Source organism: Scytonema millei VB511283, assembly GCF_000817735.3.
Lineage (GTDB): Bacteria > Cyanobacteriota > Cyanobacteriia > Cyanobacteriales > Chroococcidiopsidaceae > Chroococcidiopsis > Chroococcidiopsis millei_B.
On the sequence record NZ_JTJC03000005.1, the window covers coordinates 103,296 to 128,982 of the forward strand.

Here is a 25,687-nt window from a genome sequence, read left to right on the forward strand (position 1 = left end):
GTAAGAAGAGAGCTGAGGGGAATGAGGAGACTGAGGGAACAACTATCAATTACCAATTACCAATTACCAACTACCAACTGCGTTTAATATATCTTAACATATTTAAGTTTTTCTATGTTTAGCCCGTTAAGATACCTATAACTATATAATCTTTTTTAACGTTAAACTCAGATAGCAGTAATTAACCGATAAAAAGCACTCGGAATTTTCTCTGGCTATTTGCTATTGCTCGATAGAAACTTAGAGGTTTGCGATTATGACTAATGCCAGTAATGCTAGAAAAAATGGTAATGGTTCCACCAGCCGCAGATCGCGTGCCAAGAGTACTGATTCCAAGGCAGAGAACCAAGTGGTGACTGGCGAGATTGAAACTTCAGCTATAACTGTCTCTGCCGATGGCAAGCCACTTGCTGGTGGTAGCGTTGTCAACGTGGCAGGACTGCGCCCCATCGCCGCAAGTAGTATGGTGGTGCGAGAAGAAGTGAACATGCATGGGATTCGCCCCATCATGGCTAGCGATTTTGAGGTATTTGACACGGTAAATCTTTCCGGTATCCGCCCGATTGAAGCAAACCATTTAGAAATTGTAGACACGATCAACTCAGCCGGATTGCGTCCAATTATGGCAGACGAGTTCAAGTACTCCAACATTATCCCCTTGATGGGCGATCGCCCCATCGCCGAAGATGCCTTCGATTTCTCCAACACATATGTATCTTCTGGAATGCGTCCAATTGCTTCTAATGAAATCGATAACTATCCATATTTAATGGGTTATATCGATTAAAAAATCAAAATACAATCGTGCCTTTACCAACCTAGTTGTTTAATGCAGCTAGGTTTTTTGTTAGTAAGTGGTAATTGGTAATCGATGGAAGTAGGGTGGGCAATGTTCACCCTACTTTTCTAGCTTTGCACTTTACTTTGAATCAACCCATTTCTACGTAATAAAATTTTGATTAGTTACGCCAGCGCGTCACGCACCAAAAACTGAGAGTGATGCGTGACGCGATCGTGCTAACGCATCCTACGTAAATTTCAAAAATTAAATATGAGTTCTAAGTTCCAAAATTCACGTTTTTGACTTTTATCTTTTAAATTTTGACTTAACTTAACATTCCTCTCTTTCTTTTTATAGAGAACTCGAATCAGTCTTGTGGCAGAAGGCTAAAACTATTATTTTCAGATAGATTGTTCAATGTGAGAGATAAAAGCTCTCCCAAGTTGACAATCAACTTAGAAGCTAATTTGAATTCACAAGGAGAAATAGCATGAGCGCAGAAGATAGAGCAAAAGCTACTGCTAAAAATATTGAAGGAAAAGCCCAAGAAGCTTTAGGAAACATTACAGGCGATCCTGAAGATAAAGCAGCAGGTAAAGCTAAGCAAGCAGAAGGTCAAACACGTCATGCTGCTGAAGACGTGAAAGATGAAGTGAAGAAGAACCTCTAATCAAATTTCAGAAAATTGGGAAGGTAAAAATAAGCAAAATTGTGTAATTTTACCTTCCTCACTTTTTTTTCAAAAACAGAATTGAAATCAATAATTTTAGGGAGGAAACGGAAGTGAATTTCATGCAGCACTTTCGTAGAATTGCGATTGTTCTTTCAGCAATTTTCTTACTGACAACAACAGTTGCTTGTAGTAGCAGCGTACAAGCAAGGCAACCCAATGCGAATGTACCAACAGTTAGTCGCAGCGCCGATTACGGACAAATTGCCCGCGGAAATACACCAGTTGGGCAAGATTTCGGGACTTGGGTAACTCGCACGGGTAAAGGACTGGTTCAAGACGCATATGTAAGAGACAACAATAAGCTAGGCGTAGTTATTACCCCAGATGTTCGTCCGAATGAAGTGAAGCCATTAGCGAAATCTTTGGCACAAGGGTTTCATAAAAACTTCCCTAATCAGGACTTGACAGTTTTAATGTACGCTCCTGACAAGAAACTGATTTTGACAGCACAATACGATGTGCAAACAAATCAGATTCAATACAAGTAGTGTCATTTGTCATTTGTCATTTGTTAAGTTGCTAACGATCGATGCCAAGTGAACGGTTTAAAAAAAGGAGATTGGAGTTATGACTAGCAGCGACAAATACAGAAGGGAAATCATGAACGATCTAGCGCAAGGTAACACGGAAAACCTTGACGCATATTCCTCAAATAATCCAGAACAAGAGTACGAAAACTTTGACGATTTCGCTCAAAGATCGTCATACGATCAGCGCCGTCAAATGTTCGGTAATTCTTTACAGCACGAGCGCATTCCTCCAGCGCAAATGGAGCCAGAATTGCAGAAAGCGATCGCCCAAATTAAACCCAACGAACGGGATGATGTGGCGCGTGCTTTCTTTAAGCATTTAAGTAAGAAAGGACTCCACGATCGCGATTTAGAACAACAACTGGGACTTTCTACTCACAATCCCAATCGCATGAGCGCTGATGATGTAAGCAAATTGGCTGCTTATGCATATCACAACCATCCAGACATCTTTCAAGAAGTCATGGCAGAACAACCTGCTATTATCAAGTTCCTGAGCAATCCTCTAGTAGCAGCCGTATTGGGTATCGCTGCGGCTAAGTGGCTAGGTAGCCATCGGAAATAACATCTAGGCATAGAGATGTATTGTGGTGCAATAGCATCATATAGGGGCGCACAGCTGTGCGCCCCTACAGATTCAAAACTCGTATCTCTGGTGAAAGCGACATCTTAACTGCTAGTTTTTCCCAGGCTTTAATTGTCGATCGCAGGGGTTGAACTATGATTTGCATCACTCGATCTACCGTAGAATGAAACTTTTTTAATCTGTGCTTATTACATTCATATCCTGCCTGTTCGCTGCGATCGCGAAAAATATAAATATCTTTCCCATCAGAATATAGGCATTCATATTCAGGGTTCTCATCAAAATTTGAATAATGTTTTATACACGTACAAGCTTTATCAATTTTACCTACAGATAGTCTAAATATTAGCCTTATTGTATTTTTAGCATAAGCTATATAATTATTGAGAATACAGTTGAGATGCTGCCGCTCTTGGGGTAAAGACTTCACCTTTTCATGTAGAAGCAATAGATGTAAGTTTGCTGCGAATGTAAAAGCTCCCAATCCTAGTAATCCTAAACTTTGTGCTTGTTGAACTAAATCTTTAAGTGCATCATCTAAATCGGTTTGTAGAGTTATTTCACAGCAATTTGCTACAGATGAAAACGATTGAATAAAATAGTTATCGAGTAGTTCTTTCAGCAGCTCGATTTGGGTTTCAAGTGTTGCGATCGCCCCTAAATCTGCTGGCTGTCTGACAATCGTACTAATATCATTAATAGTATTGTTTGTAATTTGTTGATAATCTAATTCTTGAAAGATAAACTGAAGCTGCTTCAAATCTTTTTGTTCTTCTACTAAAGCATCTGTAGTTTTCTTGAGAAGCGATTGCCATGTAATTGCGAAAACATTATTGGAATGAGGCTCGGAAGAACTACGCTCGCCAAAGTAAGTAGAGCGATCGCTTGGCGTAACGTCGGCAAACTCTGGAGGTGGCATTTTACTAACTTCTACTTCCAGAGGATCGCCAATAGACACGATCTTGACATCTTGCATGATGTCTCCCACTAACTGTCTCTGCTTGGGACTGAGTTTTTTCCAACTACTACCCCAAAGCTTAGCAACTTTTTGATTTTGGATATCGCGCTCGTTTTCTGAGGTCATAAGACAACTCATGAGTCAAAATTGTAGATGCAGCTTGGCAAAAATCAACAGCGTTTTTCTCACTGATTAAACTTTTTGATGGGAAAGTGCGATCGCTTTGTTAAGGTTGTTGCAATTGGATTGTGCTTGTTGGTTTGTCTCTTTTGTTAAGCTCGTTAACATTGACAAGTATGCAACTAAGCAATCAATAGACTCTGAATGTTTCTGAGTTTACAGCTATGAGAATAGACATGCTTCAAGTAGTATATCTACTGAGCTAAAATGTGACTGTACGGTAGCGGACGTAGACTCAAAAAAACTCAACAGTTAATGAAGCGGCGAATTAATTGGGATTGCGTGTTAAATATTGTGTGTTAAACGTATCAAGCGATCGAACTCATTTTTGACGACTTTGTAACACTCACAGGCAGTAGATTGCAGCAGTTGGCGATCGACTATAGCAATTTTGCCCCGGGAATAACGAATCATTCCCGCTTGTTGTAAAGCTGTAGCTGCTACAGTTACCCCAGAACGGCGGATACCTAACATTTGAGCGATAAATTCTTGAGTCAGTAATAATTGCTCCGACTCAATTCGATCTTCGATTGATAACAACCATCGTGCCAAACGTTGCTCTACAGTGTGGCGGCTGTTACAAGCAGCTGTTTGAGCCACTTGAGTAAATAAAGCTTGGGTATAGAGCAGTATGAGCCGATATAGCACTCCGTGGCGATCGAACTCGGCTTTGAGGCGATCGGCTGTTATTCTTATGGCACTACCAGGAATCTGCACGATCGCCTGAGTTGTGGCGCTGCCACCTCCCCAGCAGACTGGTAAACCTACTATGCCATCTCTTCCTATCACACCTACTTCTAAAGTCGCTCCGTCCTCCATCAGCGATACCATTGAGACTAATGCTTGAGTGGGAAAATAAATGTATTCGATTATCTCGTTAATTTCATGCAAAATCTGCCGATGAGATAAAGAGACAACTTCTAAGTGAGGTAGTAGGCGCTGGTATTCCTCCGTTGGTAAAGCAGCCAGCAAGTGATTTTTTCGATAAAGCTCGTTAGCTTCAGAGTCCGACACGTAAAGCTTCCTCCACCGAGTTAAATGAAAATATTTGAGGATAAACTTGCTTGAATAACGCAAGACAACTTTTGACATCACTCCAGCGTTAGTTCCGAGGATGTCGGTACTGCCACCTATCGAGCGTTGTAGGAAGATGAAAATGAGGGGAAATCAAATATTTGAGCTATTTACTACCAGCTTGCTTTTACCAAGTAATAGCATTGACACAGCAACCAATATCGAATGTGAAGAATGAAGATCTGGTATTGGATTGGAGCGATAAATCGATAATATTTTGACTTCATGCAATCGGGGTTACGGACATGGATCGACTTTTCACTTCAAAATAGTACACAAACCTTACGCAAACCAAAGTACGATACCGTACATACACGACCTGTTATACTGAATTTGTATGTATTCTTAAGTAGTATTTAAGATTTACTTCTCGGTGGGAAATATAATTAGCAAAAGCACTTCCCTGTCCTCTGCCACACCTTTTCCTTATAAAAAACAAATGGCTAAGGACATCTGCCAATGAGTGGATTTGGACTCGATCGATTAGTTAATCAAAAAGATTTAAACAATCGCTTACTATCTGCCTTGTCTCAAGAAGCCTATTGCAGCCTCCAATCTCATCTCGAAATTGTTTCTTTGGCATTCAAGCAAGTTTTGTTTCAGCCACAAGAGCGAATACCTTATGTCTATTTTCCAACTAGTTGTTTGGTTTCCCTCTTAACCGTCATGACAGACGGTATGGCAGTAGAGGTAGGTGTGGTAGGCAACGAAGGTATGGCGGGTATTCCTTTATTTTTGGGAACAGACATATCCAGCTTTAAGGCGATCGTCCAAATTCCCGGGGAAGCAATACGGCTGAGAGCAGATGTTTTCAAGCAAGCGATCGCTCAAGTCGATACTCTATCTCTCTGGATACAACGGTATATCAATCTGCTCCTAATCCAAATTGCTCAAACATCTGCCTGCAACAGCCGCCATACCGTCGAACAACGATGCTGTCGCTGGTTGCTGATGATGCACGATAGTGCCAGAGACGATAAATTTGAGTTGACCCAAGAGTTTTTAGCTCAAATGCTTTGCGTGCGCCGTGCTAGCGTGACAGAGGTGGCATTAAAACTGCAAAAAATGGGTTTACTTCAATATAACCGCGGTAAGATGACGATTTGCGATCGCCAAGGTTTAGAGGCGACAGCCTGCGAGTGTTACAGTTTGCTACGAGCAGAGCGCGATCGCTTGTTTAGTTGACGGTTCGCAGTTGCAATTCAATCCTCAGCGATTAAAAAACAGAAGAAACCCGCATAAGCGGAGTTTCTTGACTTTAGTTTTCTTAACCTTAGTTTTGTTTAAATTCGTGCCAGTTCATGTTAGACAGTTTTGCGATCGCTGAGTCTGAGTACCGAATGTTAAAACTATCTACTAATTGCCACCAGATACGGTAGACTTATCGTGTACTGCGGTATCTTCTGGTTTCTGATACCACTTACCATCTTCTCCTTGTTCGTATTCTTGGCTAACGCTGTTCCAAGCAACATTCGTTGCAGCGTCTTCACTCATCCCATCTGACTGGGCGGCATTAAATGCGGCTAAAAAGATCTGCTGTCCGTGTTGGGGTAATTTTTCGGTAATTTCTGCTGGTAATTCTTCTACTTTGTTGTAAGCCACGATCTATTTTCCCTTACTTTCATTATTAGTTCAATCCTAGAGAGGAAATAGAGAGGCTTCCTCTTTCCACAAGCATAAATACAACAGCAGGTAGTTTTTTCAATCGAGTATTCTAAATTACTACACTAATTATCTAGAAGTATTTTTTCACAATTTCTTTCGTGAGATAGAGGGAGCTAGTATAAGAATTCAGCAATCAGAAATCAGAAGTCAGAAGTCAAAAAACGAGCGAACAATTACTTTTGTTACGATAAAGCTTAAGCAAACGAGCAAGAGCTGTTCCAGGCGAGACGGAGTAAGGAACGATATTCTTTCTCGCTGACTGTGTAAGCCCCAAACCTTGCTAAGTGAGGGTTCATAATTTGAGCGTCGAAGAAAACAAAATGACGATCGCGCAATCTTTCAACTAACTTCACCATTGCAACTTTAGAAGCTTCAGGAAGGCGATAAAACATTGACTCACCGATAAAAGCACCACCAATCGCAATTCCTAAAATTCCTCCTGCTAATTCATCTCCTTGCCAAGTTTCAAAACTATAGGCATAGCCAGATTGATAGAGCAACCAGTAAATTTCTTGTAATTGAGGGGAAATCCACGTTGTTTTGCGGTTAGCACATCCAGCTACCACAGCTTTGAAATCGCGATTAATCGCAACAGTAAAACGGTTAGAGTTTAAAACTCGCTGTAAAGACTTAGGATAATGAAATCTTTCATCCAAGGGAATGAAAGCGCGATCGCCGCAAGAATACCAACTCAAATTTTCACCTGTCTCGTCAGCCATCAGGAAATAGCCCTGGGCATATCCCTCTACGATTGCAGACACGTCATATTTGGTCATTGGTCGTTGGTGAGTGGCTAGTGAAAGCGTGGCTAGTGACAAGAATTGAGTCCAGCCACTAGCCACTAGTCACTAATAACTGATAACTGAGACTTTTGATTCTGAACCGAAAATATAGAATAATATACTAAATTCTCTTAGCCTAGCCCCCAGCCCCTAGCTCCTAACCCCTAGTTATGGCTGAACCAATTCCGCCAGTCACATTGCCACCAGCTAAAGATCCTCTACAAGAGGGGGAATGGTTGCAAGCAGCCCTGCAACAATGGCTCGATACAGAATTTCTGCCAGAGCCAGCTAATCAACAAATATCTCGTCGCGCTGCTCAAATATTCGTCCGGCAGCGAATGGAGGGAGAGAACGATCTAGGTTCACTAGCGATCGCGATCGTCACAGAAATGCAAGAATTTGATTTTTCTAAAAGCTTTTACAGCGAATTTGCTGTTGCTAATGCAGTCAGCGATCTGCTCCTAGATAGCTTGGGCATCGATCGCTGTTGCGGTCAATAAAACCTACCAGCTCGACTTAACGACTCCTGGTAATAGCCCTTCGTGCGCCCATTCTCTCAGCACGTTGCGAGACAGCCCAAAGTCTCTGTAATACCCTCTAGGACGACCCGTAACCCAGCAACGATTGTGGAGGCGGGTACGAGAGCTACTGCGGGGTAAGCGTTGTATTTGCCGATGGATTTCTAGTTTCTCGACTTGAGATTCGGCATTATGAAAATCTTCAAGCAATGCCTCACGTTTGTCAGCATACTTTGCAACTATCTTTTGGCGCTTTTTCTCGCGCTCGATCATGCTCTTTTTAGCCATAAATGCTGAAAGCTATTGTTCCCTAAAGACACCGTTTTCCATTGTATCTCATTAGGAAGGAGTGAGGAGTGAGGAACGAGGAGCGAGGGAAAGAGAGTGGTGCGATCGATGCGGGTGTGGGGTGTGGGGTGTAGGGAAATTTTGAATGCGTGAATGCGTGAATGCGTGAATTTTGAGTTGCTCCCTCAGCTCCCGATCGCTCCCTCAGCTCTCTTTCTCTCCCTTGTCCCCTACTCCCTACTCCCTACTCCCTTACATTAGCCGAGGGACACAAATCGGAGAGCAAACATGCCTCACATGCAGGATTGCGTGCTTTGCAAATGGCTCGTCCGTGATAAATAATCCGAATTGAAAAGTTTTCCCAGTCATCTGAGGGGAGCAACCGAATCAAATCGCGCTCGATGTGAATGGGATCTGTATTTTTCGTCAATCCTAAACGATAGCTCAAGCGTTTGACGTGGGTATCTACCGTGACTCCAGCATTAATTCCAAAGGCATGAGCCAGCACCACATTTGCCGTTTTTCGCGCCACTCCTGGCAAGCGTAGGAGTTGTTCCATGCTGGGAGGGACTTTTCCTCCATATTCCGCTACCAAGATCCGGCAGGCGGCTTGAATGTTCTTAGCTTTGTTGCGATAGAACCCTGTCGAACGGATGAGATTTTCAATCTCAACTGGTTCCGCCTTAGCTAGTGCTTCAGCATCGGGAAATTGCCCGAATAAAGCAGGCGTGACTAAGTTCACGCGCTCGTCCGTACACTGAGCTGAAAGTATAGTTGCAACCAGAAGCTGAACAGGCGTTGCATAATTGAGCGTACAAGGGGCATTGGGGTACAGCCGCTTTAGGCGCACTAGAATTTCCAATGCCCGTTGTTTTTTCGATGCCCACTTCCGAGTTATGTTCACTGAAAGAACTTTTGCACCCAAGGTAGGTTAGCAGTATCGCGCACGATCAGAAAAATTCCCAATCCTAACAATAGCATTAGCCCTGTTTGCATTACGCCGTCCTGAATATGAGTCGGTAGGGGCTTGCCGCGCAGTCCTTCCACGAACAAGAACGCCAATTGACCACCATCTAGAGCTGGTAGAGGCAAGATGTTGATGATAGCAAGGTTGATGCTGATTAAAGCGGCAAATTGAAGTAAATTAGCTGGATTCGACTGAGCAATATTTGCGCCAAATTCTACAATTTTGACTGGTCCTGCAACTTGGTTGGCAGTTTGGCTGAAGTTACTAATCAGTTGGACGAATCCCTGACCCGTGAGAACGACAATTTTTTGGAATTCGTTTGCTCCCAGGTTGAAAGCTTGCAGAATATTTGCAGCACGGCGAGTTTCTAGTTTACCGTTGGGGTTGAGTTGAACGCCGATCCGTCCTTGACCTTCAGGGCTGCGCTCTGGCGTAATAGTTAAATCTAGAGTTCGATCGCCCCGTTGAAGTTGTAGTTCTAAAGGTTGGTTGGGATGCGTTGCGATTGTTTGCTTGACGTATTCCAAAGTCCCAGGAACAGCCTCTAATCGCTTTCCCTCGATCGCTAAAATCACATCTCCTGGTTGAATGCCAGCCTTAGCAGCCACAGAACTCACATCTGTAGCCACGACAGGAACGAGTACCCCAGGTTCGGGAACGAATTTTTGCACGCCTACAGTTCCTACTTGAGTTACCAAAAGCAAGTAGGCAAAAATTAAGTTGGCAATTACCCCAGCACTAATGACAATTGCGCGATCGAGAATCGGGCGATTGCGTAAAAGATTGGGGTCATTAGGAGGAATCGTACTATCGGGATCGTCGTCAGGAAATCCCACGAAACCACCCAAGGGAAAAGCACGAACCGCGTATTCGGTTTCCGGTCCCTGATATTTCCACAAAATCGGTCCAAAGCCCAAGGAAAAACGATTGACATGAATCCCCTGTGACCGTGCGGCTATAAAGTGTCCTAGCTCGTGTACCAAAATTAAAACGGCTAAGACTGCGATCGCTGCCAAAACTGACATAGAATCAATTCTCGATAAATTTAGCTACATATTTCTTCATTCTACTGATTAGGGAGCAGGGAGCAGGGAGCAGGGAGCAGAGGAATTTCAACTTACGACTTACGACTTACGACTTCCCGACTTTAGCTCTCAGCTTCCTCAGCTCTGTTCATTCCCTCGCTCCTCACTCCTCGCTCCTCACCCCTCCCCAATCACTTCTCGCCTTAAGTAAGGTTGCAACACCTCCGGTACTCTTACCGTGCCATCTGGCTGCTGGTAATTTTCTAAAATTGCTGCCATTGTCCGACCTACAGCTAAACCGGAACCGTTGAGGGTGTGGACGTACTGGGTTCCTTTTTTGCCTGCTTCCTTAAACCGAATGCTCCCCCTGCGAGCTTGAAAATCCTTGCAGTTGGAACAACTGGAAATTTCTCGATATTTTTCCGATGAGGGTAGCCACACTTCTAAGTCATAGGTTTTTGTAGAGGAAAAACCAAGATCGCCCGTACACAGTTCTAGTACTCTGTAAGGCAGTTGTAATGCCTGTAAGATCGCTTCTGCGTCGTGCAATAGTTTTTGATGCTCTTGTTCTGAGGTGTCGGGATGGACGAATTTGAATAATTCGACTTTGTTAAATTGGTGCAGTCGAATGAGTCCTCGCGTATCTCTACCGTAGCTACCAGCTTCACGGCGAAAACACGGTGTATGAGCGCAATAATAAATTGGCAAATCTTCGGCTGCTAAAATTTCTCCTCGATATAAATTCGCGATCGGAACTTCAGCTGTGGGACTGAGCCACAGATCGTCATTGGCGCACTTAAAGCTTTCTTCGGCAAATTTGGGTAGTTGACCGGAGGCTGTGAGGGATTGAGAATTAATCAAAAAGGGTGGGATGATTTCTACATAACCTGCGGCGGTTTGGCGATCGAGCATGAATTGAATTAATGCTCTTTCCAACTGCGCCCCAATACCAATTAAACTGACAAAACGGCTTTGGGCTATTTTTGTCGATCGCTCGAAATTGAGCAGCCCTAGCTTTTCACCAATTTCCCAGTGAGGCAGAATATTCGCGTTTTGGGGCAGATACTCATCTCCCCAACGCCGCACTTCAATGTTGTCTTCCTCGTTTTTACCAATCGGGGTAGAATCGCTTGGTAAGTTGGGAATTGTGAGCAAGAAAGTTTCGATTTGTTCTTTTAGCTCTCTTTCTTGCGGTTCGAGTTCGCTCAACCGAGTTTTGATCGTGTTGCCTTCTTCTCGCAAATCTTGCACTTCTGGAGAGTCAGGACTGCTACCAGATTTAATTTTTTGTCCGACGAGTTTACCAATTTCGTTACTACGGGCTTGGAGTTGCGATCGCGCTTGTTCTAAGTCCCGTTGTTGACGGTCTAACTCCAACAATGGTTGCAAGTCATAGTCGCCACGACGCTGCAACCGTTCTTGCACGGCTTGGGGATTTTCTCTAATTTGCTTGATATCCAGCACGGATCTGTTTAGCTTCTTCTAGTTCTGGTTACAACACTATCACGAGCGGTCATTGGTCATTGGTAGTTGCTCCCTCAGCTCCCGATCGCTCCCTCAGCTCAAGAGCAGCTCTCTTCTCCCCGACTCCCTCAACTCCGATTAATCCGATTGAGTAGCCATAAAGCGCTGGATAATCCCAGAAAGTGAGCAAAAATGGTATTTGTATTTGCTTGCACTGCTAATATGTCCAATCCGCCGATGACTCTGTTGGGGTCGAATATTCCTGCTGCTAGCGCTTGCGGCGTTATTGCTCTAGCAAATAGAGTCCCAATAATCGCATAAGCTCCAAACAGGCTCAAGAGCATTCCTACCAAGTTAACGACTAAAGCAAATTTGATAACTTGAATCGTATAAACTTTGCGCGGACGGTTAGCAGGATTCGATGACCGGAGTTGTCTGCCTAGTCTGGTGTATCGAAAAGCACAGTAGACGCTCATGCCAAGGGCAATCAATCCACAGACAGCGAGAAAAATGCCAAATCCAGTCCCAGGATTGTTACTAGGACTGCCAGTTCGCTGACTGAATACGGCAAATAGCAACAAAACTACGGCAGAAACAACACCCAAAACGATCTGCGACCAAAAGCCAATCCAACCAGTCAGCCGAAACTGGTTAGCAATGGATTCAAGCGATGCCGGAGGAGGCTTCGTACCCGACTTATCAAACATATTTATCTCCAGTTTGGATTTATTAAACAGATACTTATCGCTCTTAAAATAGAATTCATAATTCGTAACTTGTAATAATTCTTACATCTAAAATCCTCAAACCCTACTCCACAGCCCTTCCTGTAAGAGATCTTGTCGCGTTGGCTAAGACAACAAGCAAAAATGTAATGAATTTTGAATGAAGTTTAGCAGACAACTTATGGTTCTGCGTTTAAAATTGCCTCAATCGCATTCCGGTGCGATCGGCGAAGTTTTGCAGAGCGATCGCGGCTGAGTGCAAGAAACAAGGATTTCGTCAGAGATGATTGTCAAAAGTGCTGTTTTTTGTGATTTATGGATGAGAAGTAAACTAAAGCTATGAGAATTGAGGATATTTATCAGTTTTTCCAAAATCCTCCTCCGACCTATTTGAGCCAAGAACTTGCAGTATGTTACGTGCTGTCAGTTTTGTTAAAAGGAGAATCCTACGGCACGGAACTGATTCAAAAGCTGGAGAGCGAATACCCTAATTATCGCCTTTCCGATACAGTCCTTTACAGCGCACTTAAGTTCCTGGAAGATGAAAAGGCAATTCTCGGTTACTGGAAGAAGGTTGAGGGCAGAGGGCGACCGCGACGGATGTATCAGATAAGCCCAGAATGGCAAGTACAGGCACAGGAGTTATCTCGACTGTGGCAAGAATATATTAATAAGGTGGTACGCTAATGGCTTATCGATCGTGCAAAAATCGATTGTGAAACAATCGAACTGGCACTGTTCAAACGCAAGATAGCTATGACTCCGATTCTCTCATCGACCCTACTGCTGACTTTATTGCTGTCAGTGGGTCTATTTTTCTTCATTCGAGCCTCTACTAAAGACCGAACGCAAACGATTCACCTGGTATCCGCACAGCCAGAGGCTTCGTTGATGGCGCAACTACAACAGTATTTGCGCTCGCGTTCCTATACTGTGTCTGAGGTGGATGCTGAGAAAAATTCTGTTACGTTTGAGGGATTTATCCGACCGAGCTTGTTTCTAGCTGTGTTTCTCTCAATGCTTGCCACGGTGGGAATTCTTTGCCTGATCTTGGTTTGGTCGTTACTATTTCCAAACTGGACGGCGGCTTTCTCGATCCTGATTTTGCTAGCTCCAACAGCAGGTATTTTCTATTGGAAAAAAGCAGGCAGGAAAGAACGGGTATCTCTTAAATTAGAGGCAAATACGGGCGATCGCATCTCGCCACAAAGCCTGCTCACAGTCACCGCTCATCGGGATGAGTTAATTCAATTGCAGCGATCGCTGAATTTGAAGCCAGCAGAATAAAGAGAGCGAAATCTGGAATCCGCGTAGCCTTGCGTGTAGCAATATTTTAGGGGAAGTATGTACTTCCCCTAAATTTCATCTTCGCTTTGCCCAAACGTGACTCACTCGCGTTTGACTATAACGCCGATGATTTCAAAATCTCCAATACCTAGCTTTTGGCTGTCATTGAGCTTCGGTAACGCCTTAGGCTACCTGTGTGCGGCAACGAGTTCCTTTTCAGGAGGATTTTCTAGTACCCGTAGACTAGGGAACAAGAAATGATTCTCTTCTACATACTGCGCCCCAAACAAACCTTTTTCTGCCCAGAAGTAGCGATCTGTAGTGTGCTCGTTTCGCTTAACCAGCAGCAATGCAGGCGGAGCAATTCCCTCCGCTTGAATAAACTTCCGAGCAGCAGTCACGGGTTTATCTTCGCCACTTTCAATGCTATATTGAGGCACATGCTCGAGGATGCGACGTCCTTCCTGGCGACGACGACTTTTGCGCTTGCGTCTTCTTGCCAACCTGTCTCCCTCCTTTTTTTAACCAGAAAATTGTATTTATATTTACAAAATCCGTCGTCAGTATATCGATTTGAGTTAGAAAAATCAACTTATGTTAAGCGTTTGCAACAAAAAACCCGCTAATGTTGAAAATATGATTAATAAAACGACACAAGCGATCGCAGTCAATTTAAGATTCTTAATCCACTAAAATCAGTTGTCAGTTATCAGTTATCAGTGAAGAATGGGGTGCGTGGTGCGATCGATGTAGGGTGTAGGGTGTAGGGTGTAGGGTGTAGAGATTTTAAATTTCTTTCTGCGCGACTCTCCCTCAGCTCCCTTAGCTCCCCCAGCTCCCCCAGCTCCCTCAGCTCCCTCAGCTCCCTCAGCTTTCTTCCCCCGACTCCCAAATTCTTGCCGTAGCCCTTCATAATGCCTGCCAGTGCTGAGTTTATTTCATTGTGTCGCTCTCAAGTTGCCTTGCTAACCCAAGGAATGGGGGCGGCTTTGAGCGTGGTATATCTGACGGAAAGATTAGTGGAGGAAGGAACAGCACAGGAGAAGCTGATCCCTGTCGTAGCCTATCCAGAGACCGCAGCGAGGTGGAAGGGACTAGAGTTAAATAGTGCAGCATTTCCTGCTACAACAAGTCGCCCTCAGCCACCGCGATTGCAAGCAAAAGCCACTGCAAAAAATATAGATACTGTATCTTTACCGGAACTACCGACCGAGGCAAATGTAGCTGAACCGCCAGAAACGGCAGATAAAGCCCTAGTACCGAGCCAACAGATTGTTTTACCACTGCTTAATGAAGGAGCATTAATTGGACTACTCGTGACTAGTCGGGAGGATAGAGCATGGAACGAGCGAGAACGGCATGAAATCGAACGGGTGGCGCAAACGCTAACGCTGGCAAGACTTTTAGATCGGCGACGAGAGCGATCGGAGCAGCAGCTCAGTCAGCAAAAGCAACTACAAGCCCAGCAGCGAGAGTTATTAGATAACTTACTTCACCAGTTTCGCAACCCACTGACGGCGTTGCGGACGTTCGGCAAATTGCTGCTCAAGCGCCTGCTACCTGGAGATGCAAACCGAGCTGTGGCAGACAATATCGTGCGAGAAAGCGATCGCTTGCAAGAATTGCTGCAACAATTCGATCGAGTCATCGACATGACAGAGGAAGATTTAGAACCAACCAAATCCCTTCCTCCAGCCACAGAGGTGCGATCGGCAATACCTATACTCAATGCCCCTTTACCACTGCTGCCCAATCGCGAAGGCACTCAGAGCGAGATCTGCACGATTGAGGACGTGCTAAAACCCTTGCTAGCTTCTGCTTGGGCGATCGCTCAAGAACGCAACTTAGATCTGCAAGCAGATCTGCCACCAAATTTACCAACAGTGCGCGCTCATCTAAGAGAATTGCGTGAGGTATTAAGCAATTTGCTTGACAATGCGATTAAATATACTCCGCCTGGAGGCAAAATTTACGTCCAAGCAGGGTTAGAGCGAGATAACTTCCAGGGCATCGCCATTAGCGACACCGGGGTAGGTATCCCCCCGCAAGATAAGGAGCGAATTTTCGATCGCCACTACCGAGGTAGACAAGCAGATTCAGATATTCCTGGTACGGGTTTGGGACTAGCAATTGCTAAGGCACTGATCGAACAAATGCAAGGCACGATTGAAGTTTTTAGTCCTGCTTTGTGGCATCCCACCCCAGAAAGTAGCGGGGGAACTACGTTTATTGTTTGGTTGTTGGTTGATGCTGGTGCTGCACTGCGTGAAGGTTGACGGTTGATGCTCCCCTGCTCCCTGCTCCCTGCTCCCTATCAACTGATAACTGAACGAGCAAAGCGCTGCGCTAGGGGTGGGATGATGACGAGGGGATTGCTGAATCCAGAGAAGGTGTGGATGCCTGTTTTGCCAGGGATGCTACCAACTAGAGGCAGGCGAGAACTTTGTTCGGCTGCGCTAACGCGGCTGAAACTAACTAAACAGTGATGCCAAGTTCCTGGTAGGTCTTGGAGTGCTGGTAAAATTTGCCCTATACCCGCTCGGATTGTGGCTTCGCTGGCTTCGGGATTAATGGTGGCTTGGATATCGGTCAAAGCGCGGCTCAACTGCCCTAAACGCAGGCTACCATCAAGAAATTGAATCGCTCCAGTATCTAAAATTGGGGGTGCGAGTTCTAATCCTTGTTCGTCCCACAAGCGATCGTTTGTCGTCGATGTGGCTTCTAGTTGAAAGCGTTGAAGTCGAGCTGGCATCACGAGCGATCGCAATTTTATGTCTGTGGGTGGAATGTCAATTAACTCAGCATGAGTAAAGTACAGTTTGACCGAAATACCTGCTGCTTTGAGTAAAGCGCGGCTCAATCCACCCGCGCAGATCGCCGTGTTGGCACTGCAATACGTCTCGCTAGCAGTTTTTACCCCTTCTACCTTGTCGCCTTGTTGCCAGAGTTTGAGTACTTGAGCAAACTGAAGATCGCCCCCTGCCCGTAAAAAGGCTTGGATGTAAGCTTGAGCGGTTTTTTCAGCGTTGATATGACCGTGTTTTACCGTCAATGCTCCGGCGATCGCGTCAGGGTTTAATAATGGTTCTAATTCGCAGGCTTCTGAAATGCTGAGGAGTTGCGGCGGAATGGCAAAATTGGCATAGGTAGCGGCGGCGGCTGCGGGGTCATCATCAGCGGCAATTGTCAGCACTAAGTCTAGTTCCCGAAATTGAGTGTCGGCGGCTAATTCTTCTGAGAGAATGCGATGACGGGCGATTCCTTCAGCGCATAATTGGCGCATTATGTCGGTAGTCCCAGACCAAAAAGCTAAACCACCATAGCTGTAGCGAGTTGCATTTTGCCCTGTTGGATCTTGTTCTAGCAGCAGGACGGAAAAGCCTTGCCGAACTAATTCGTAGCTCAAAGCTGCGCCAGTAATACCTCCACCTACCACAATCCAATCGTATATTTTCATACTTCACATACGCTGCGCGATCGCTCATCCAGATCCTATCGCAGCTGCTAAGTAAGTCAAAAGTTAAAAGTCAAAAGTCAGAATTAGAAATTATGCTGTTGATTAATAATTAATGCCCTTTATGTGGTGGATATTTGGCATTGGTGCGTCTGACTAACCAGTAACAAATAGAAAGGGCAATAATCGCAGTTGCAAGTGCTAATAATTGAGAATCAGTAATTTTGCCAAGATCGAGAATGATAATTTTGCGAGCAACTGCAATTAGAGATGTTACAATCACCATCTCGATTTGAATGATATGACTGCTCAGATAAGAAGTAATATTCTGCGTAATTTCTAGAGCAATAAGAATATTTAAAAATAAACCAAAGATTTTGAGTAAGCCAGCAGAAAAATTCCCTAGTTCAGAGACAAGTAGCAGTTCTTTAGCTAAAGTTACGCCCAAATCTATAATGGCAAATAAAATAACTCCTAACATTGCTAGCGTTAAGAGTTTGGCAAAAAAATCTTCTACTTTATCAACAAAAACTAAAAAATCTGGATTCGTGTTTTTATCTACTAGAGGTGATATTAGTTTTCGCAATAACTTCATTGGTTAAAAGTCAAAAGTTAAAAGTTAAAAGTCAAAAGACTGCAAGCTAACTACACCAAGCAAATTAAATGTCGAATAACTAATGCTGATGAGAAGATCGTACCAGAGATCGGGCAAGACAGAAGCTTTTTGCTAAACGCTAAAGTTCAAGCAAGCCAGGTGGCGGCGCAATTTCAATTCTTCTTGCCTCTAAATCTACAACAGGTGCGATCGCTTTCACAAATGGAATCAGAACTTTTTTTGGGGGAGTCGGGAGTTGGGAAGCGGGAGTCGGGAGTGGAGGATCGCTAATTTTGACTTCTGACTTTTGACTTTTGACTTCTTGAAACAACTGCACTTCTAACAAGTCGTTCCCAGCAGGAATTACGTCTGACACCATACCGATGCTCTCGCCAGTTTCTTGTAAAAAGACTTCTAAACCGATCAGATCGACGACATGATATTCATCTTCTCCTAATTGGGGGCGATCGCTTTCTGGTACGAGCAAGACGCAATCTCGCAGTGCTTCAGCTTGGCTGCGATCTTCAATTCCCTCTAACGCTATTACGTAAAGTCCTTTACCTGGAATATCTCGACCTTCGACCAATTCTATAGGTTCTGGTTCTGTTTTCCCTGGACGCAGTAACCAGCGCTGTCCTGGTTCGACAAATCGTTCGGGAAAGTCTGAATCGGGGTAAACTCTAACTTCTCCATCTAACCCTTGAGGTGCAACAATTGTGCCAATTGCTAACCAGCCATCGGGAATTTGTGGTTTTGAGTTTTGAGTTTTAGGTTTTTCGGGTGTTTTCTGAGGTTTCATAAAGATTTAATGTCGCGCAAAGACGCAAAGGCGCAAAGCGGATTCTTGTATGGCGAAGCCTTTCTCAAAGAATAGAATAGACGCTAGCTTTAGAAACGATGTGTTGTAATTATTTGGCTTGTGCTGTGTAGGCAGTAGTTTGGTAAAGAAGTACTATTTCATCACCCGGCAATTTTAGCCTTTGCATAAACTCTTTCGGCTACCTTGGCGAGACGCTGCATTCCCACGGCAATTTCTTCATTGCTTGCGGTCAAACTAATTCGCAAACACTGCTGTTTGTGAATCCAATTTTCGCGTAAACCAGGGAAGAAGGAACTACCAGGAACGACAATGACATTTTCTTGTTTTAGTTGTTGATAAAATTCCCAATCGGTTAAAGGTAAATCTTTTAACCATAACCAAGCAAAAATTGCTCCTTCGCCACGATGCAAAAACCAAGGTATATCAGGCATCGCCTGTTCTAAAGTAGATTCTAATACCTCAAACTTTTGCCGATAAAAAGGTCGAATGACATTGCTAGAAATCTCTGCCAAAGCACCAGAATTAATCGCTAAAGCCGCGATCGCCTGTCCGTAGCGCGAGGGATGGATGCACATATTTGTCTGGAACGATTCCAGAATTTGAATTAATTTTTCATCTCCAATCGCCACTCCAATTCTTTCACCTGGCAATCCGGCTTTTGATAAACTCATGCAATGGAGAATATTGTCTCCAAATACAGGCGACATTTCGGTAAAATTCAAAGCTGGAAAGGGAGGAGCATAAGCAGAATCAATAATAACTGGAACATTAAAAGGTGCAGCCAAAGCCGCAATTTTCTTCACCTCCTCATCCGTTAAAACGTTACCCGTAGGATTGCAGGGGCGAGAAAATACGACGCATCCCGTCTCTTCGTTAATTTTGAGTTGACTAAAATCGGGGCGATATTTGAATCTATGGGCGGCTGAATCGATATCTAGTGCAGGCTTATAGGCAATCAAAGCTTCTGGGGCAAGACTCACGCCACCATAACCCGTGTAATCTGGACTGAGGGGTAGAACGATCTGCCTTAACTCACCATCAAGACAGTAGCCACCAAAAGCATTTGCAGCGTAGAAATAGAGAGTTTGGCTACCAGGAGTAATGAGGATATTGCGCTCGCTCAAGTTTAACCCGTAGCGGCGATTGAAATCAGCTGCGATCGCGCTAATGAGTGGTGCGTAACCTTGGCTCGAACCGTAACGACAGACGACTTCACCATAGTCAGAACTGGCTAACAACTGCGCCGTACAGTCTCGCCATAACTGCTCTACCTCTGGCAAAATCAGCGGATTTCCCGCACTTAAATTGATAAACTCCTTACCTGCACCTGCTTGCAGCGTTTCAATAATATCTTTCATAATTGCCCGCACCCCCGTCAGGTGGGACATTTGAGCGCCAATTTTCGTTAGGGCAGGATTCATAAGCAGATGTGTAGGAGACTTTCTTAATTTAACCAAATGTGGTGGTGAGGGGCGAGGAGTGTTAGCAAAGCGGGACGAAGTCCGGAGTGAGGAGTGAGGGAGACAAGGGAGAGGGGGAGACAAGGGAGCAGAGGGGAAGAGAGCTGGGGGAGCTGGGGAAGAAAAAACAACCGTCAACCACCTACCAACTACCATCCGTTACCAATTACTAAACTTAACATCTAGCAAAATTTTGTTAAAACATCCTTTATTTAATTTGACACTGAAATCTAGAAAAAGTGTAAATAAAAATCTTAAAGTAGACATACCCCGTGTATGCTAAAAATCCTAACTGGGATGATGTTGGCAAGGATAAATTACCCAGGTTTCTATTACCGAGTCGAGTTTTAATTGGTTTATATTGCCATCGGTTTTAGAGCAGAGAGTTCACAAGAGAGTACTGGAATAATATGACGAATAAATCTGCGATCGCCCCAGCACAAAAGCTGAGCGAAAAATTACCCCTGCCACTCAAAAGATTGGCAGATCTGGCTTATAACTATTGGTGGAGTTGGACGAGCGAACGAGTTTTCCTATTTCAAAATATTTCGCCGGAAGCTTGGGAGCGTTACGGGCATAACCCTGTAGCCGTGTTGGAATCAGCTTCTTACGAACGCCTGACCCAGTTAGCAGAAGACCCTTTCTACATCAAACATTTATCCCAGGTGGTAGCTGAGTTTGATGCTTATATAAACCAGCAAGATACTTGGGTGAGTCGAGTTGCACCGCAAATTTCATGGCAAAATCCGATCGCCTATTTTTGTGCTGAATTTGGCATTCACGAATCTCTCCCCGTATATTCTGGCGGTTTGGGTATCCTGGCTGGAGATCACCTCAAATCTGCTTCCGATCTGGGCGTACCCCTAATTGGCGTAGGATTGTTGTATCGTCAAGGCTATTTCCGGCAGCGACTTAACCGCAGCGGTTGGCAGGAAGATTACTACATCGACAATGTTTTCCAGCAAATGCCGCTGGAATTGATGCTGAACGAGCGGGGAGAAGCCCTGACGATCGAACTGCAAGTTAGACAGCGGATGGTCAAAATCCAAGTTTGGCGGGCGCAAGTGGGTAGGGTGAGTCTCTACTTACTGGATACAGACCGTGAAGACAACGACCCGATCGATCGCTGGCTCACAGGACACCTCTACGGGGGCAACCAAGACACGCGGATCGCCCAAGAGGTGGTTTTAGGTATTGGCGGAGTCAAGGCGCTTACAGCCTTGGGAATTCAGCCCTCAATTCACCACTTGAACGAGGGACACGCTGCGTTTTGCACCCTAGAGATTGCTTGGCAAGAAATGGAGCGGACGGGCAAACCTTTTTACGATGTGGAAGCGAGCGTACGCAATCGCTGCGTCTTTACCACTCATACCCCCGTACCCGCCGGACACGATGTCTTCTCGCCCGATTTGATGGACTCGCATTTTGCGCAATATTGGACGCAGTTGCGGCTGTCGCGAGAGCAGTTTTTAGCCTTGGGTGCGAAAAGACTGGGCGATCCTTGGGAGCCTTTTGGCATGACTGTCTTAGCCCTGCGGATGTGTCGCGCTGCTAATGGGGTGAGCGAATTGCATGGCAGAGTTTCGCGGCAGATGTGGACTGCTTTGTATCCCGATCGCCCCGAAGACCGCGTACCCATCGGTCACATCACCAACGGCGTTCACGCCCCAACGTGGACGGCTCCGTTGATGGCTGACCTTTACACTCAGTATTTGGGTGCAGACTGGCAGACGCGGGCGATCGATCCGGCAATGTGGGCAGATGTCGATCGCATTCCCGATGCGGAATTATGGCAGCGACATCAAGTTTTGAAAGAGCGCTTGATTGCCTTTACCCGTTACAGAATCAAAAAAGCGAGAACGGATCGGGGTGAAGTTGGCGATCGGATTCATGCTGCCGATCTGTTGCTCGATCCCAATGCTCTCACGATTGGTTTTGCCCGTCGCTTCTCCCAATACAAACGGGGTAATTTGTTGCTACGGGATGCAGAAAGAGCGTTGAAAATCTTTGGTAATGCTCAACGTCCAGTGCAAATTGTCTTTGCTGGTAAAGCTCACCCCGCCGATGAGGAAGGCAAGCGGATCATCCAAAAATTGATGGAGTGGTGTCAGCACTCAGCAATTCAGCATCGAGTGGCGTTTATTGAAGACTACGACATTTACGTAGCACAGAAGTTAGTGCAAGGCGTGGATGTTTGGTTGAATAATCCCCGTCGTCCCCTAGAGGCTTCCGGTACGAGCGGACAAAAAGTCTGTTTTAATGGCGGGATCAACTGTAGCGTCCTCGATGGTTGGTGGTGCGAGGGCTATCAAGTTGGGATGGATGGCAAGGGAATCAACGGTTGGGCGATCGGTGAAGATGCTCATACGAGCAATCAAGAGTTGCAGGATCGAATCGATTCTGAATCCCTCTACAAGTTATTGGAAGAGGAGATCGCACCTCTATACTACGATCGCGACAACAACGGCATTCCGCACCGCTGGATTCAAATGATGAAGGCATCGATTAAGACGAACGCACCTCTGTTTAATACGGATCGGATGATCGCCGATTACGTGACGCGCATCTATGCTCCTGGCTGTTCGACAATCTCTACACCAAGTTTGGCTCAAGTGATTGTCTAATTCGATTGGAGATCCCCCAACCCCCTTCACAAGGGGGCTTTCTGTTGGAGATCCCCCAACCCCCTTCACAAGGGGGCTTTCTGTTGGAGATCCCCAACCCCCTTCACAAGGGGGCTTTCTGTTGGGGGTTCATTTCCCCCCTTTTTAAGGGGGGCTAGGGGGGATCTAGTCTTAAGGTTCTCCCCTAGAGAATGACAGTTATTTCTGTCCAATTAACAGCGCTACGGGAAACTCTTTCAACGTGTCAGCAACTAGCAACTTTCCATCAGTTTGAATATTTTGATGAGTCATTGTATCCTCCCACTTTGAAGCTGTTTCGGCAGGTAGTTGGATATAGGTATCTTGCCAAACTTCGCCAAATGGATACTCACCTGGTTGAATTAAACTCGTTAAGAAACGAGGGGCGATCGCAATAGCTGTTGTATTTGCAAAACTGCGTGAGAAAGCCACGATATTTTCTTTGTACTTGCCGCTAATTTCTAGAGGTTGATATTCTCCTTTTTGAAAAACATCTAGATATTTCGTTCTCGCTTTCAAGATTTGATGAGTTAGAAATAGCTTAATTCTGCCATCTTCTTTTGTAGCTAGAAGATCGGAAACTAGAGCAGAAATATCAGTACTAATTTTTTCTTTGATTTCCGACAAGTAAGAGTTTCTCTGCTCGAAATCAACTGGACGACGGTTATCGGGATCGACTAAGCTTAAATCCCATAGTTCCGTTCCTTGGTAAAAGTCGGGAACCCCAGGAGAAACTGATTTTAACAGAGTTTGAGACAGGGAATTAAAGATACCGTAGTAAGAAATCTTCTTTTGAAATGGGAGAAACTCTTTGAGAAATTGATTATTGCCTGAATTATTCAATACTGCTTCGACAAAACTAGTGCAAGCATCTTCATAAGTCTGATTTTGCCGCAGCCAAGCAGTGTAGACTTTAGCTTCGCGAATTGCTTTCAGCATATATTCTTTGACGCGATCGCTAAAGCCATTTATTTCACTCTCTAAGAATGGATATGCCCCTACTAAAGTTTGATAAAATGCATATTCATCGTTGCGATCGGGAAAAATTGAGTTTTTATGTTGCGTTTTATAAGAACGATTTAATTCCATCCAACTACTAACTTGTTGCTGCCATTCGTCAGGAATTTCTGACAGAACGTTAATTCTCGCCCTCACATCTTCACCCCGTTTGGTATCGTGGGTTGAAGTTGCACTCATAGCATGAGTCCATGTCTGATTTCGATGTTGGTTAAAACTATGAAACTCAGCTAAATCCATCCCAAAATGATCTGGTTCGCCACCTACTTCATTTAAAGAAAGCAAGCGGTAATAGACATATAAAGCTGTATCTTCTACCCCTTTTGCCATCAGCGGTCCCGTATATTGTTGCATCCGCATGACAAAATATAACCACTGGTCTTTCTCAGCTTGCGTCAGAGTAGGTTCGTATTCTAATAATAGTAATTTCTCGATAAAATTCAACTCATTTTGTAATAGAGGTGTGCCATCTTTTGCCGCTTGAATGACTGCTTGAATATACTGTCGATCCTGCTCAGAAATTCCGGCAGCATTGATGTAAGTACAATAAATTGGAAAACGAGTTAAAACTTCTGCGATCGCACGTTTTAAGCCATTGAGAGTAAAATCATTACCATAACGATATCTACCCGCAATTTTCTTTAGCAAGACACTCAAGTTATCAATATCACCTGCTAGATTTTTATCGATAATTAAATGCTTTTTCTCAGTTACAACATCAGGAAAACTCGTAATAAATCCGGTTAAATTTCGATAAATTTCGTCAAACTTATCTCGATTTGCTTTTTTACAAAAAAGTCCATTCACATAGTTTAGATAATCGTAGCCAGAAGTCCCCTCGATTTGCCAGTAATTAGGTATGTCTTCCCCAATTTGCAAAATCTTTTCGACGGTGATATAAGTATCACCTACTTTTTCCCGCAGTCTTTCTAAGTATTGGGTTGGATCGTAAAGACCATCGATATGATCGATTCTTAAACCTGTAAACTTGCCTTCGTTAACTAATTTTGCAATGAGTTCGTGAGTATTATTGAAGACTTTGAGTTCTTCTACTTTGACTGAGATTAATTCGTTAACTGTAAAAAATCTGCGATAATTAATTTCTTCCGCACCGACTTTCCAGTAGGAAAGTCGAAAGAACTGTTCTGAAAGTAACTTGTCTAAAAGATTAAAACTTTCAGTATTTCCTGGTTCGCCGTTAAAAACCTTAATATTATCATCGATAAAAGCTTTTACTTCAGGATTGCCTTCATACAGTTCCCAAAGCAAGCCTCTAACAAATTCTGTCTGATCTTGTCTTCTTTGTTTACCGACAACATCAGCAGAGATATTCTTAAGAATGTAGAGAATTGCCAGAAGTTTAACAAAATCTGGATGCCTTCTACCTAGAGTTCTAGCTAATTTACCTAAATTATAGGTCAAGAAAGTCGCATAGGATTCTAGTTTTAATGGCAAGCTTAGACTGTAATAGTTGACAGTCAAGCCGCTTTGTTCGTACTTAAGTTGAATTTCTCCATTCTCTAACGATTCTCCATAAAAATTTCCTAGCATCGGTGCTAAGATTGGTTCTTTGTTATCGGTGAAAGGAGCATTCCAAGCAATGTCAAAATATTCTACATAGGCTGAATCAGGTCCATTTTCTAAGACATCCATCAACCATACATTTTGACTGTCATAAGCCATATGGTTAGGGACGATATCTTGCAACCAACCTAATTGATGCTGTTGAATTTCGGCAATCAAAGCATCAAAATCTGCTTCAGTTCCTAGTTCGGGATTGAGTTGAGTTGGATCGACAACATCGTAACCATGAGTACTACCCGTTCTAGCTTTAAATATCGGTGAAGCGTAGAGATCGGAAACTCCCAAAGCTGCTAGATATGCGGTAATTTTTTTCGCATCTGCAAATTTAAATTCCGAGTTAAATTGAATCCGGTAAGTAGCTGTGGGAATGCGCATGGAAGGAGTGAGGGGTGAGGGATGAGTCAAAAGTCAGAAGTTGTAGGGGCGGGTTCACCAGCATACTGCGTAACCAACAGAGATTTTAGGTAAACCCGCCCGTACAGGGGTGAGGGTAAGTTAAAAGTTAGAAGTCAGAAGTCAAAAATTAGTTTCTGACTCATCACAAATAACAAA

Annotated in this window: 27 protein-coding genes; 11 read left to right on the forward strand and 16 right to left on the reverse strand. The window is 44.2% G+C overall.

Annotated elements, in window-relative coordinates; genetic code table 11:
* Positions 1-256 precede the first annotated feature (256 nt).
* The 4 genes from QH73_RS18025 to QH73_RS18040 all read left to right on the forward strand — a co-directional run bounded on the left by QH73_RS18025 (position 257) and on the right by QH73_RS18040 (position 2,609).
* On the forward strand, positions 257-787 hold the full coding sequence (locus QH73_RS18025; RefSeq protein ID WP_052290102.1) for a hypothetical protein: 531 nt from the start codon (positions 257-259) through the stop codon (positions 785-787).
* Between the two features lie 484 nt (positions 788-1,271).
* Positions 1,272-1,451 (forward strand): CsbD family protein, encoded by a 180-nt coding sequence (locus QH73_RS18030; RefSeq protein WP_039716042.1) that lies wholly within the window; start codon positions 1,272-1,274, stop codon positions 1,449-1,451.
* A 113-nt stretch (positions 1,452-1,564) separates the two neighbouring features.
* On the forward strand, positions 1,565-2,002 hold the full coding sequence (locus QH73_RS18035) for a hypothetical protein (RefSeq protein WP_132867351.1): 438 nt from the start codon (positions 1,565-1,567) through the stop codon (positions 2,000-2,002).
* 79 nt (positions 2,003-2,081) lie between these two features.
* A complete protein-coding gene (locus tag QH73_RS18040) occupies positions 2,082-2,609 on the forward strand; it encodes a hypothetical protein (protein WP_039716040.1) in 528 nt (175 codons plus the stop codon).
* A 64-nt stretch (positions 2,610-2,673) separates the two neighbouring features.
* Here QH73_RS18040 and QH73_RS18045 read toward each other — a convergent pair whose 3' ends face one another.
* A complete protein-coding gene (locus QH73_RS18045; RefSeq protein WP_039716039.1) occupies positions 2,674-3,714 on the reverse strand; it encodes a hypothetical protein in 1,041 nt (346 codons plus the stop codon).
* A gap of 339 nt (positions 3,715-4,053) precedes the next feature.
* Complete coding sequence (locus QH73_RS18050) at positions 4,054-4,782, reverse strand: Crp/Fnr family transcriptional regulator (protein WP_039716038.1); 729 nt, start codon at positions 4,780-4,782, stop codon at positions 4,054-4,056.
* 519 nt (positions 4,783-5,301) lie between these two features.
* On the opposite strand from QH73_RS18050, the gene QH73_RS18055 reads away from it, so the two are divergent.
* Positions 5,302-6,027 carry a Crp/Fnr family transcriptional regulator gene (locus QH73_RS18055; RefSeq protein WP_039716037.1) on the forward strand — a complete coding sequence of 242 codons (726 nt, stop codon included), beginning with the start codon at positions 5,302-5,304 and terminating at the stop codon, positions 6,025-6,027.
* Between the two features lie 171 nt (positions 6,028-6,198).
* On the opposite strand, the gene QH73_RS18060 is transcribed toward QH73_RS18055, so the two are convergent.
* Positions 6,199-6,444, reverse strand: coding sequence for a ChaB family protein (locus QH73_RS18060; RefSeq protein WP_039716036.1), 246 nt, complete (start codon positions 6,442-6,444; stop codon positions 6,199-6,201).
* Positions 6,445-6,701: 257 nt separating this feature from the next.
* Positions 6,702-7,283 (reverse strand): leucyl/phenylalanyl-tRNA--protein transferase, encoded by a 582-nt coding sequence (gene aat / locus QH73_RS18065; protein WP_039716035.1) that lies wholly within the window; start codon positions 7,281-7,283, stop codon positions 6,702-6,704.
* A 176-nt stretch (positions 7,284-7,459) separates the two neighbouring features.
* Here aat and QH73_RS18070 point away from each other — a divergent pair, with 176 nt between their 5' ends.
* Positions 7,460-7,789 carry a DUF8822 family protein gene (locus tag QH73_RS18070; protein WP_039716034.1) on the forward strand — a complete coding sequence of 110 codons (330 nt, stop codon included), beginning with the start codon at positions 7,460-7,462 and terminating at the stop codon, positions 7,787-7,789.
* Positions 7,790-7,792: 3 nt separating this feature from the next.
* Here QH73_RS18070 and rpsN read toward each other — a convergent pair whose 3' ends face one another.
* The 5 genes from rpsN to QH73_RS18095 all read right to left on the reverse strand — a co-directional run bounded on the left by rpsN (position 7,793) and on the right by QH73_RS18095 (position 12,258).
* Positions 7,793-8,095 (reverse strand): 30S ribosomal protein S14, encoded by a 303-nt coding sequence (gene rpsN / locus QH73_RS18075; protein WP_015153568.1) that lies wholly within the window; start codon positions 8,093-8,095, stop codon positions 7,793-7,795.
* A gap of 244 nt (positions 8,096-8,339) precedes the next feature.
* Entirely contained in the window at positions 8,340-8,999 is a 660-nt protein-coding gene (gene nth, locus QH73_RS18080) for an endonuclease III (RefSeq protein ID WP_039716033.1), read from the reverse strand.
* Positions 8,996-10,087 (reverse strand): RIP metalloprotease RseP, encoded by a 1,092-nt coding sequence (gene rseP, locus QH73_RS18085; RefSeq protein WP_039716032.1) that lies wholly within the window; start codon positions 10,085-10,087, stop codon positions 8,996-8,998. The genes nth and rseP overlap by 4 nt, the downstream gene beginning before the upstream one ends.
* Before the next feature lie 177 nt (positions 10,088-10,264).
* Positions 10,265-11,551, reverse strand: a complete 1,287-nt coding sequence (serS, locus tag QH73_RS18090) for a serine--tRNA ligase (protein WP_039716031.1) — start codon at positions 11,549-11,551, stop codon at positions 10,265-10,267.
* Between the two features lie 128 nt (positions 11,552-11,679).
* The gene (locus QH73_RS18095; RefSeq protein ID WP_039716030.1) at positions 11,680-12,258 is read right to left on the reverse strand and encodes a DUF3611 family protein; all 579 of its coding nucleotides are present in this window, start codon (positions 12,256-12,258) and stop codon (positions 11,680-11,682) included.
* A gap of 357 nt (positions 12,259-12,615) precedes the next feature.
* Between QH73_RS18095 and QH73_RS18100 the strand changes: the two genes are divergently transcribed.
* A complete protein-coding gene (locus tag QH73_RS18100) occupies positions 12,616-12,963 on the forward strand; it encodes a PadR family transcriptional regulator (RefSeq protein ID WP_039716029.1) in 348 nt (115 codons plus the stop codon).
* Between the two features lie 69 nt (positions 12,964-13,032).
* Positions 13,033-13,563 carry a cofactor assembly of complex C subunit B gene (locus QH73_RS18105; protein ID WP_039716028.1) on the forward strand — a complete coding sequence of 177 codons (531 nt, stop codon included), beginning with the start codon at positions 13,033-13,035 and terminating at the stop codon, positions 13,561-13,563.
* Between the two features lie 188 nt (positions 13,564-13,751).
* On the opposite strand, the gene QH73_RS18110 is transcribed toward QH73_RS18105, so the two are convergent.
* Positions 13,752-14,066 carry a DUF3155 domain-containing protein gene (locus QH73_RS18110; RefSeq protein ID WP_015153575.1) on the reverse strand — a complete coding sequence of 105 codons (315 nt, stop codon included), beginning with the start codon at positions 14,064-14,066 and terminating at the stop codon, positions 13,752-13,754.
* 206 nt (positions 14,067-14,272) lie between these two features.
* The gene (locus tag QH73_RS18115; protein ID WP_039716027.1) at positions 14,273-14,476 is read right to left on the reverse strand and encodes a hypothetical protein; all 204 of its coding nucleotides are present in this window, start codon (positions 14,474-14,476) and stop codon (positions 14,273-14,275) included.
* A gap of 1 nt (position 14,477) precedes the next feature.
* Here QH73_RS18115 and QH73_RS18120 point away from each other — a divergent pair, with 1 nt between their 5' ends.
* Entirely contained in the window at positions 14,478-15,839 is a 1,362-nt protein-coding gene (locus QH73_RS18120; protein ID WP_039716026.1) for a sensor histidine kinase, read from the forward strand.
* A 38-nt stretch (positions 15,840-15,877) separates the two neighbouring features.
* Here QH73_RS18120 and QH73_RS18125 read toward each other — a convergent pair whose 3' ends face one another.
* From QH73_RS18125 to QH73_RS18140, 4 genes are all read right to left on the reverse strand, one after another.
* Complete coding sequence (locus QH73_RS18125; protein WP_039716025.1) at positions 15,878-17,020, reverse strand: NAD(P)/FAD-dependent oxidoreductase; 1,143 nt, start codon at positions 17,018-17,020, stop codon at positions 15,878-15,880.
* 109 nt (positions 17,021-17,129) lie between these two features.
* Positions 17,130-17,612: a phosphate-starvation-inducible PsiE family protein gene (locus QH73_RS18130; RefSeq protein ID WP_039716024.1), complete on the reverse strand. Its 483-nt coding sequence runs from the start codon at positions 17,610-17,612 to the stop codon at positions 17,130-17,132.
* A 139-nt stretch (positions 17,613-17,751) separates the two neighbouring features.
* On the reverse strand, positions 17,752-18,411 hold the full coding sequence (gene rimM, locus QH73_RS18135) for a ribosome maturation factor RimM (RefSeq protein WP_052290101.1): 660 nt from the start codon (positions 18,409-18,411) through the stop codon (positions 17,752-17,754).
* 161 nt (positions 18,412-18,572) lie between these two features.
* Complete coding sequence (locus QH73_RS18140; protein WP_039716022.1) at positions 18,573-19,853, reverse strand: valine--pyruvate transaminase; 1,281 nt, start codon at positions 19,851-19,853, stop codon at positions 18,573-18,575.
* 86 nt (positions 19,854-19,939) lie between these two features.
* Here QH73_RS18140 and QH73_RS28880 point away from each other — a divergent pair, with 86 nt between their 5' ends.
* Complete coding sequence (locus QH73_RS28880; RefSeq protein ID WP_286194129.1) at positions 19,940-20,065, forward strand: hypothetical protein; 126 nt, start codon at positions 19,940-19,942, stop codon at positions 20,063-20,065.
* Positions 20,066-20,302: 237 nt separating this feature from the next.
* Positions 20,303-22,516 carry an alpha-glucan family phosphorylase gene (glgP, locus tag QH73_RS18145; RefSeq protein ID WP_132867352.1) on the forward strand — a complete coding sequence of 738 codons (2,214 nt, stop codon included), beginning with the start codon at positions 20,303-20,305 and terminating at the stop codon, positions 22,514-22,516.
* A gap of 198 nt (positions 22,517-22,714) precedes the next feature.
* On the opposite strand, the gene treY is transcribed toward glgP, so the two are convergent.
* Positions 22,715-25,510 carry a malto-oligosyltrehalose synthase gene (gene treY, locus QH73_RS18150; RefSeq protein WP_039716020.1) on the reverse strand — a complete coding sequence of 932 codons (2,796 nt, stop codon included), beginning with the start codon at positions 25,508-25,510 and terminating at the stop codon, positions 22,715-22,717.
* Positions 25,511-25,687 lie beyond the last annotated feature (177 nt).

Excerpts from the sequence above, each read along its gene's own strand:
- QH73_RS18025 (WP_052290102.1), top strand. The coding sequence starts at position 257 with ATGACTAATGCCAGTAATGCTAGAAAAAATGGTAATGGTTCCACCAGC.
- QH73_RS18030 (WP_039716042.1), top strand. The coding sequence starts at position 1,272 with ATGAGCGCAGAAGATAGAGCAAAAGCTACTGCTAAAAATATTGAAGGA.
- QH73_RS18040 (WP_039716040.1), top strand. The coding sequence starts at position 2,082 with ATGACTAGCAGCGACAAATACAGAAGGGAAATCATGAACGATCTAGCG.
- QH73_RS18045 (WP_039716039.1), bottom strand. The coding sequence starts at position 3,714 with ATGACCTCAGAAAACGAGCGCGATATCCAAAATCAAAAAGTTGCTAAG.
- QH73_RS18055 (WP_039716037.1), top strand. The coding sequence starts at position 5,302 with ATGAGTGGATTTGGACTCGATCGATTAGTTAATCAAAAAGATTTAAAC.
- aat (WP_039716035.1), bottom strand. The coding sequence starts at position 7,283 with ATGACCAAATATGACGTGTCTGCAATCGTAGAGGGATATGCCCAGGGC.
- QH73_RS18070 (WP_039716034.1), top strand. The coding sequence starts at position 7,460 with ATGGCTGAACCAATTCCGCCAGTCACATTGCCACCAGCTAAAGATCCT.
- rpsN (WP_015153568.1), bottom strand. The coding sequence starts at position 8,095 with ATGGCTAAAAAGAGCATGATCGAGCGCGAGAAAAAGCGCCAAAAGATA.
- rseP (WP_039716032.1), bottom strand. The coding sequence starts at position 10,087 with ATGTCAGTTTTGGCAGCGATCGCAGTCTTAGCCGTTTTAATTTTGGTA.
- QH73_RS18095 (WP_039716030.1), bottom strand. The coding sequence starts at position 12,258 with ATGTTTGATAAGTCGGGTACGAAGCCTCCTCCGGCATCGCTTGAATCC.
- QH73_RS18100 (WP_039716029.1), top strand. The coding sequence starts at position 12,616 with ATGAGAATTGAGGATATTTATCAGTTTTTCCAAAATCCTCCTCCGACC.
- QH73_RS18105 (WP_039716028.1), top strand. The coding sequence starts at position 13,033 with ATGACTCCGATTCTCTCATCGACCCTACTGCTGACTTTATTGCTGTCA.
- QH73_RS18115 (WP_039716027.1), bottom strand. The coding sequence starts at position 14,476 with ATGAAGGGCTACGGCAAGAATTTGGGAGTCGGGGGAAGAAAGCTGAGG.
- QH73_RS18120 (WP_039716026.1), top strand. The coding sequence starts at position 14,478 with ATGCCTGCCAGTGCTGAGTTTATTTCATTGTGTCGCTCTCAAGTTGCC.
- QH73_RS18125 (WP_039716025.1), bottom strand. The coding sequence starts at position 17,020 with ATGAAAATATACGATTGGATTGTGGTAGGTGGAGGTATTACTGGCGCA.
- QH73_RS18130 (WP_039716024.1), bottom strand. The coding sequence starts at position 17,612 with ATGAAGTTATTGCGAAAACTAATATCACCTCTAGTAGATAAAAACACG.
- rimM (WP_052290101.1), bottom strand. The coding sequence starts at position 18,411 with ATGAAACCTCAGAAAACACCCGAAAAACCTAAAACTCAAAACTCAAAA.
- QH73_RS18140 (WP_039716022.1), bottom strand. The coding sequence starts at position 19,853 with ATGAATCCTGCCCTAACGAAAATTGGCGCTCAAATGTCCCACCTGACG.
- glgP (WP_132867352.1), top strand. The coding sequence starts at position 20,303 with ATGACGAATAAATCTGCGATCGCCCCAGCACAAAAGCTGAGCGAAAAA.
- treY (WP_039716020.1), bottom strand. The coding sequence starts at position 25,510 with ATGCGCATTCCCACAGCTACTTACCGGATTCAATTTAACTCGGAATTT.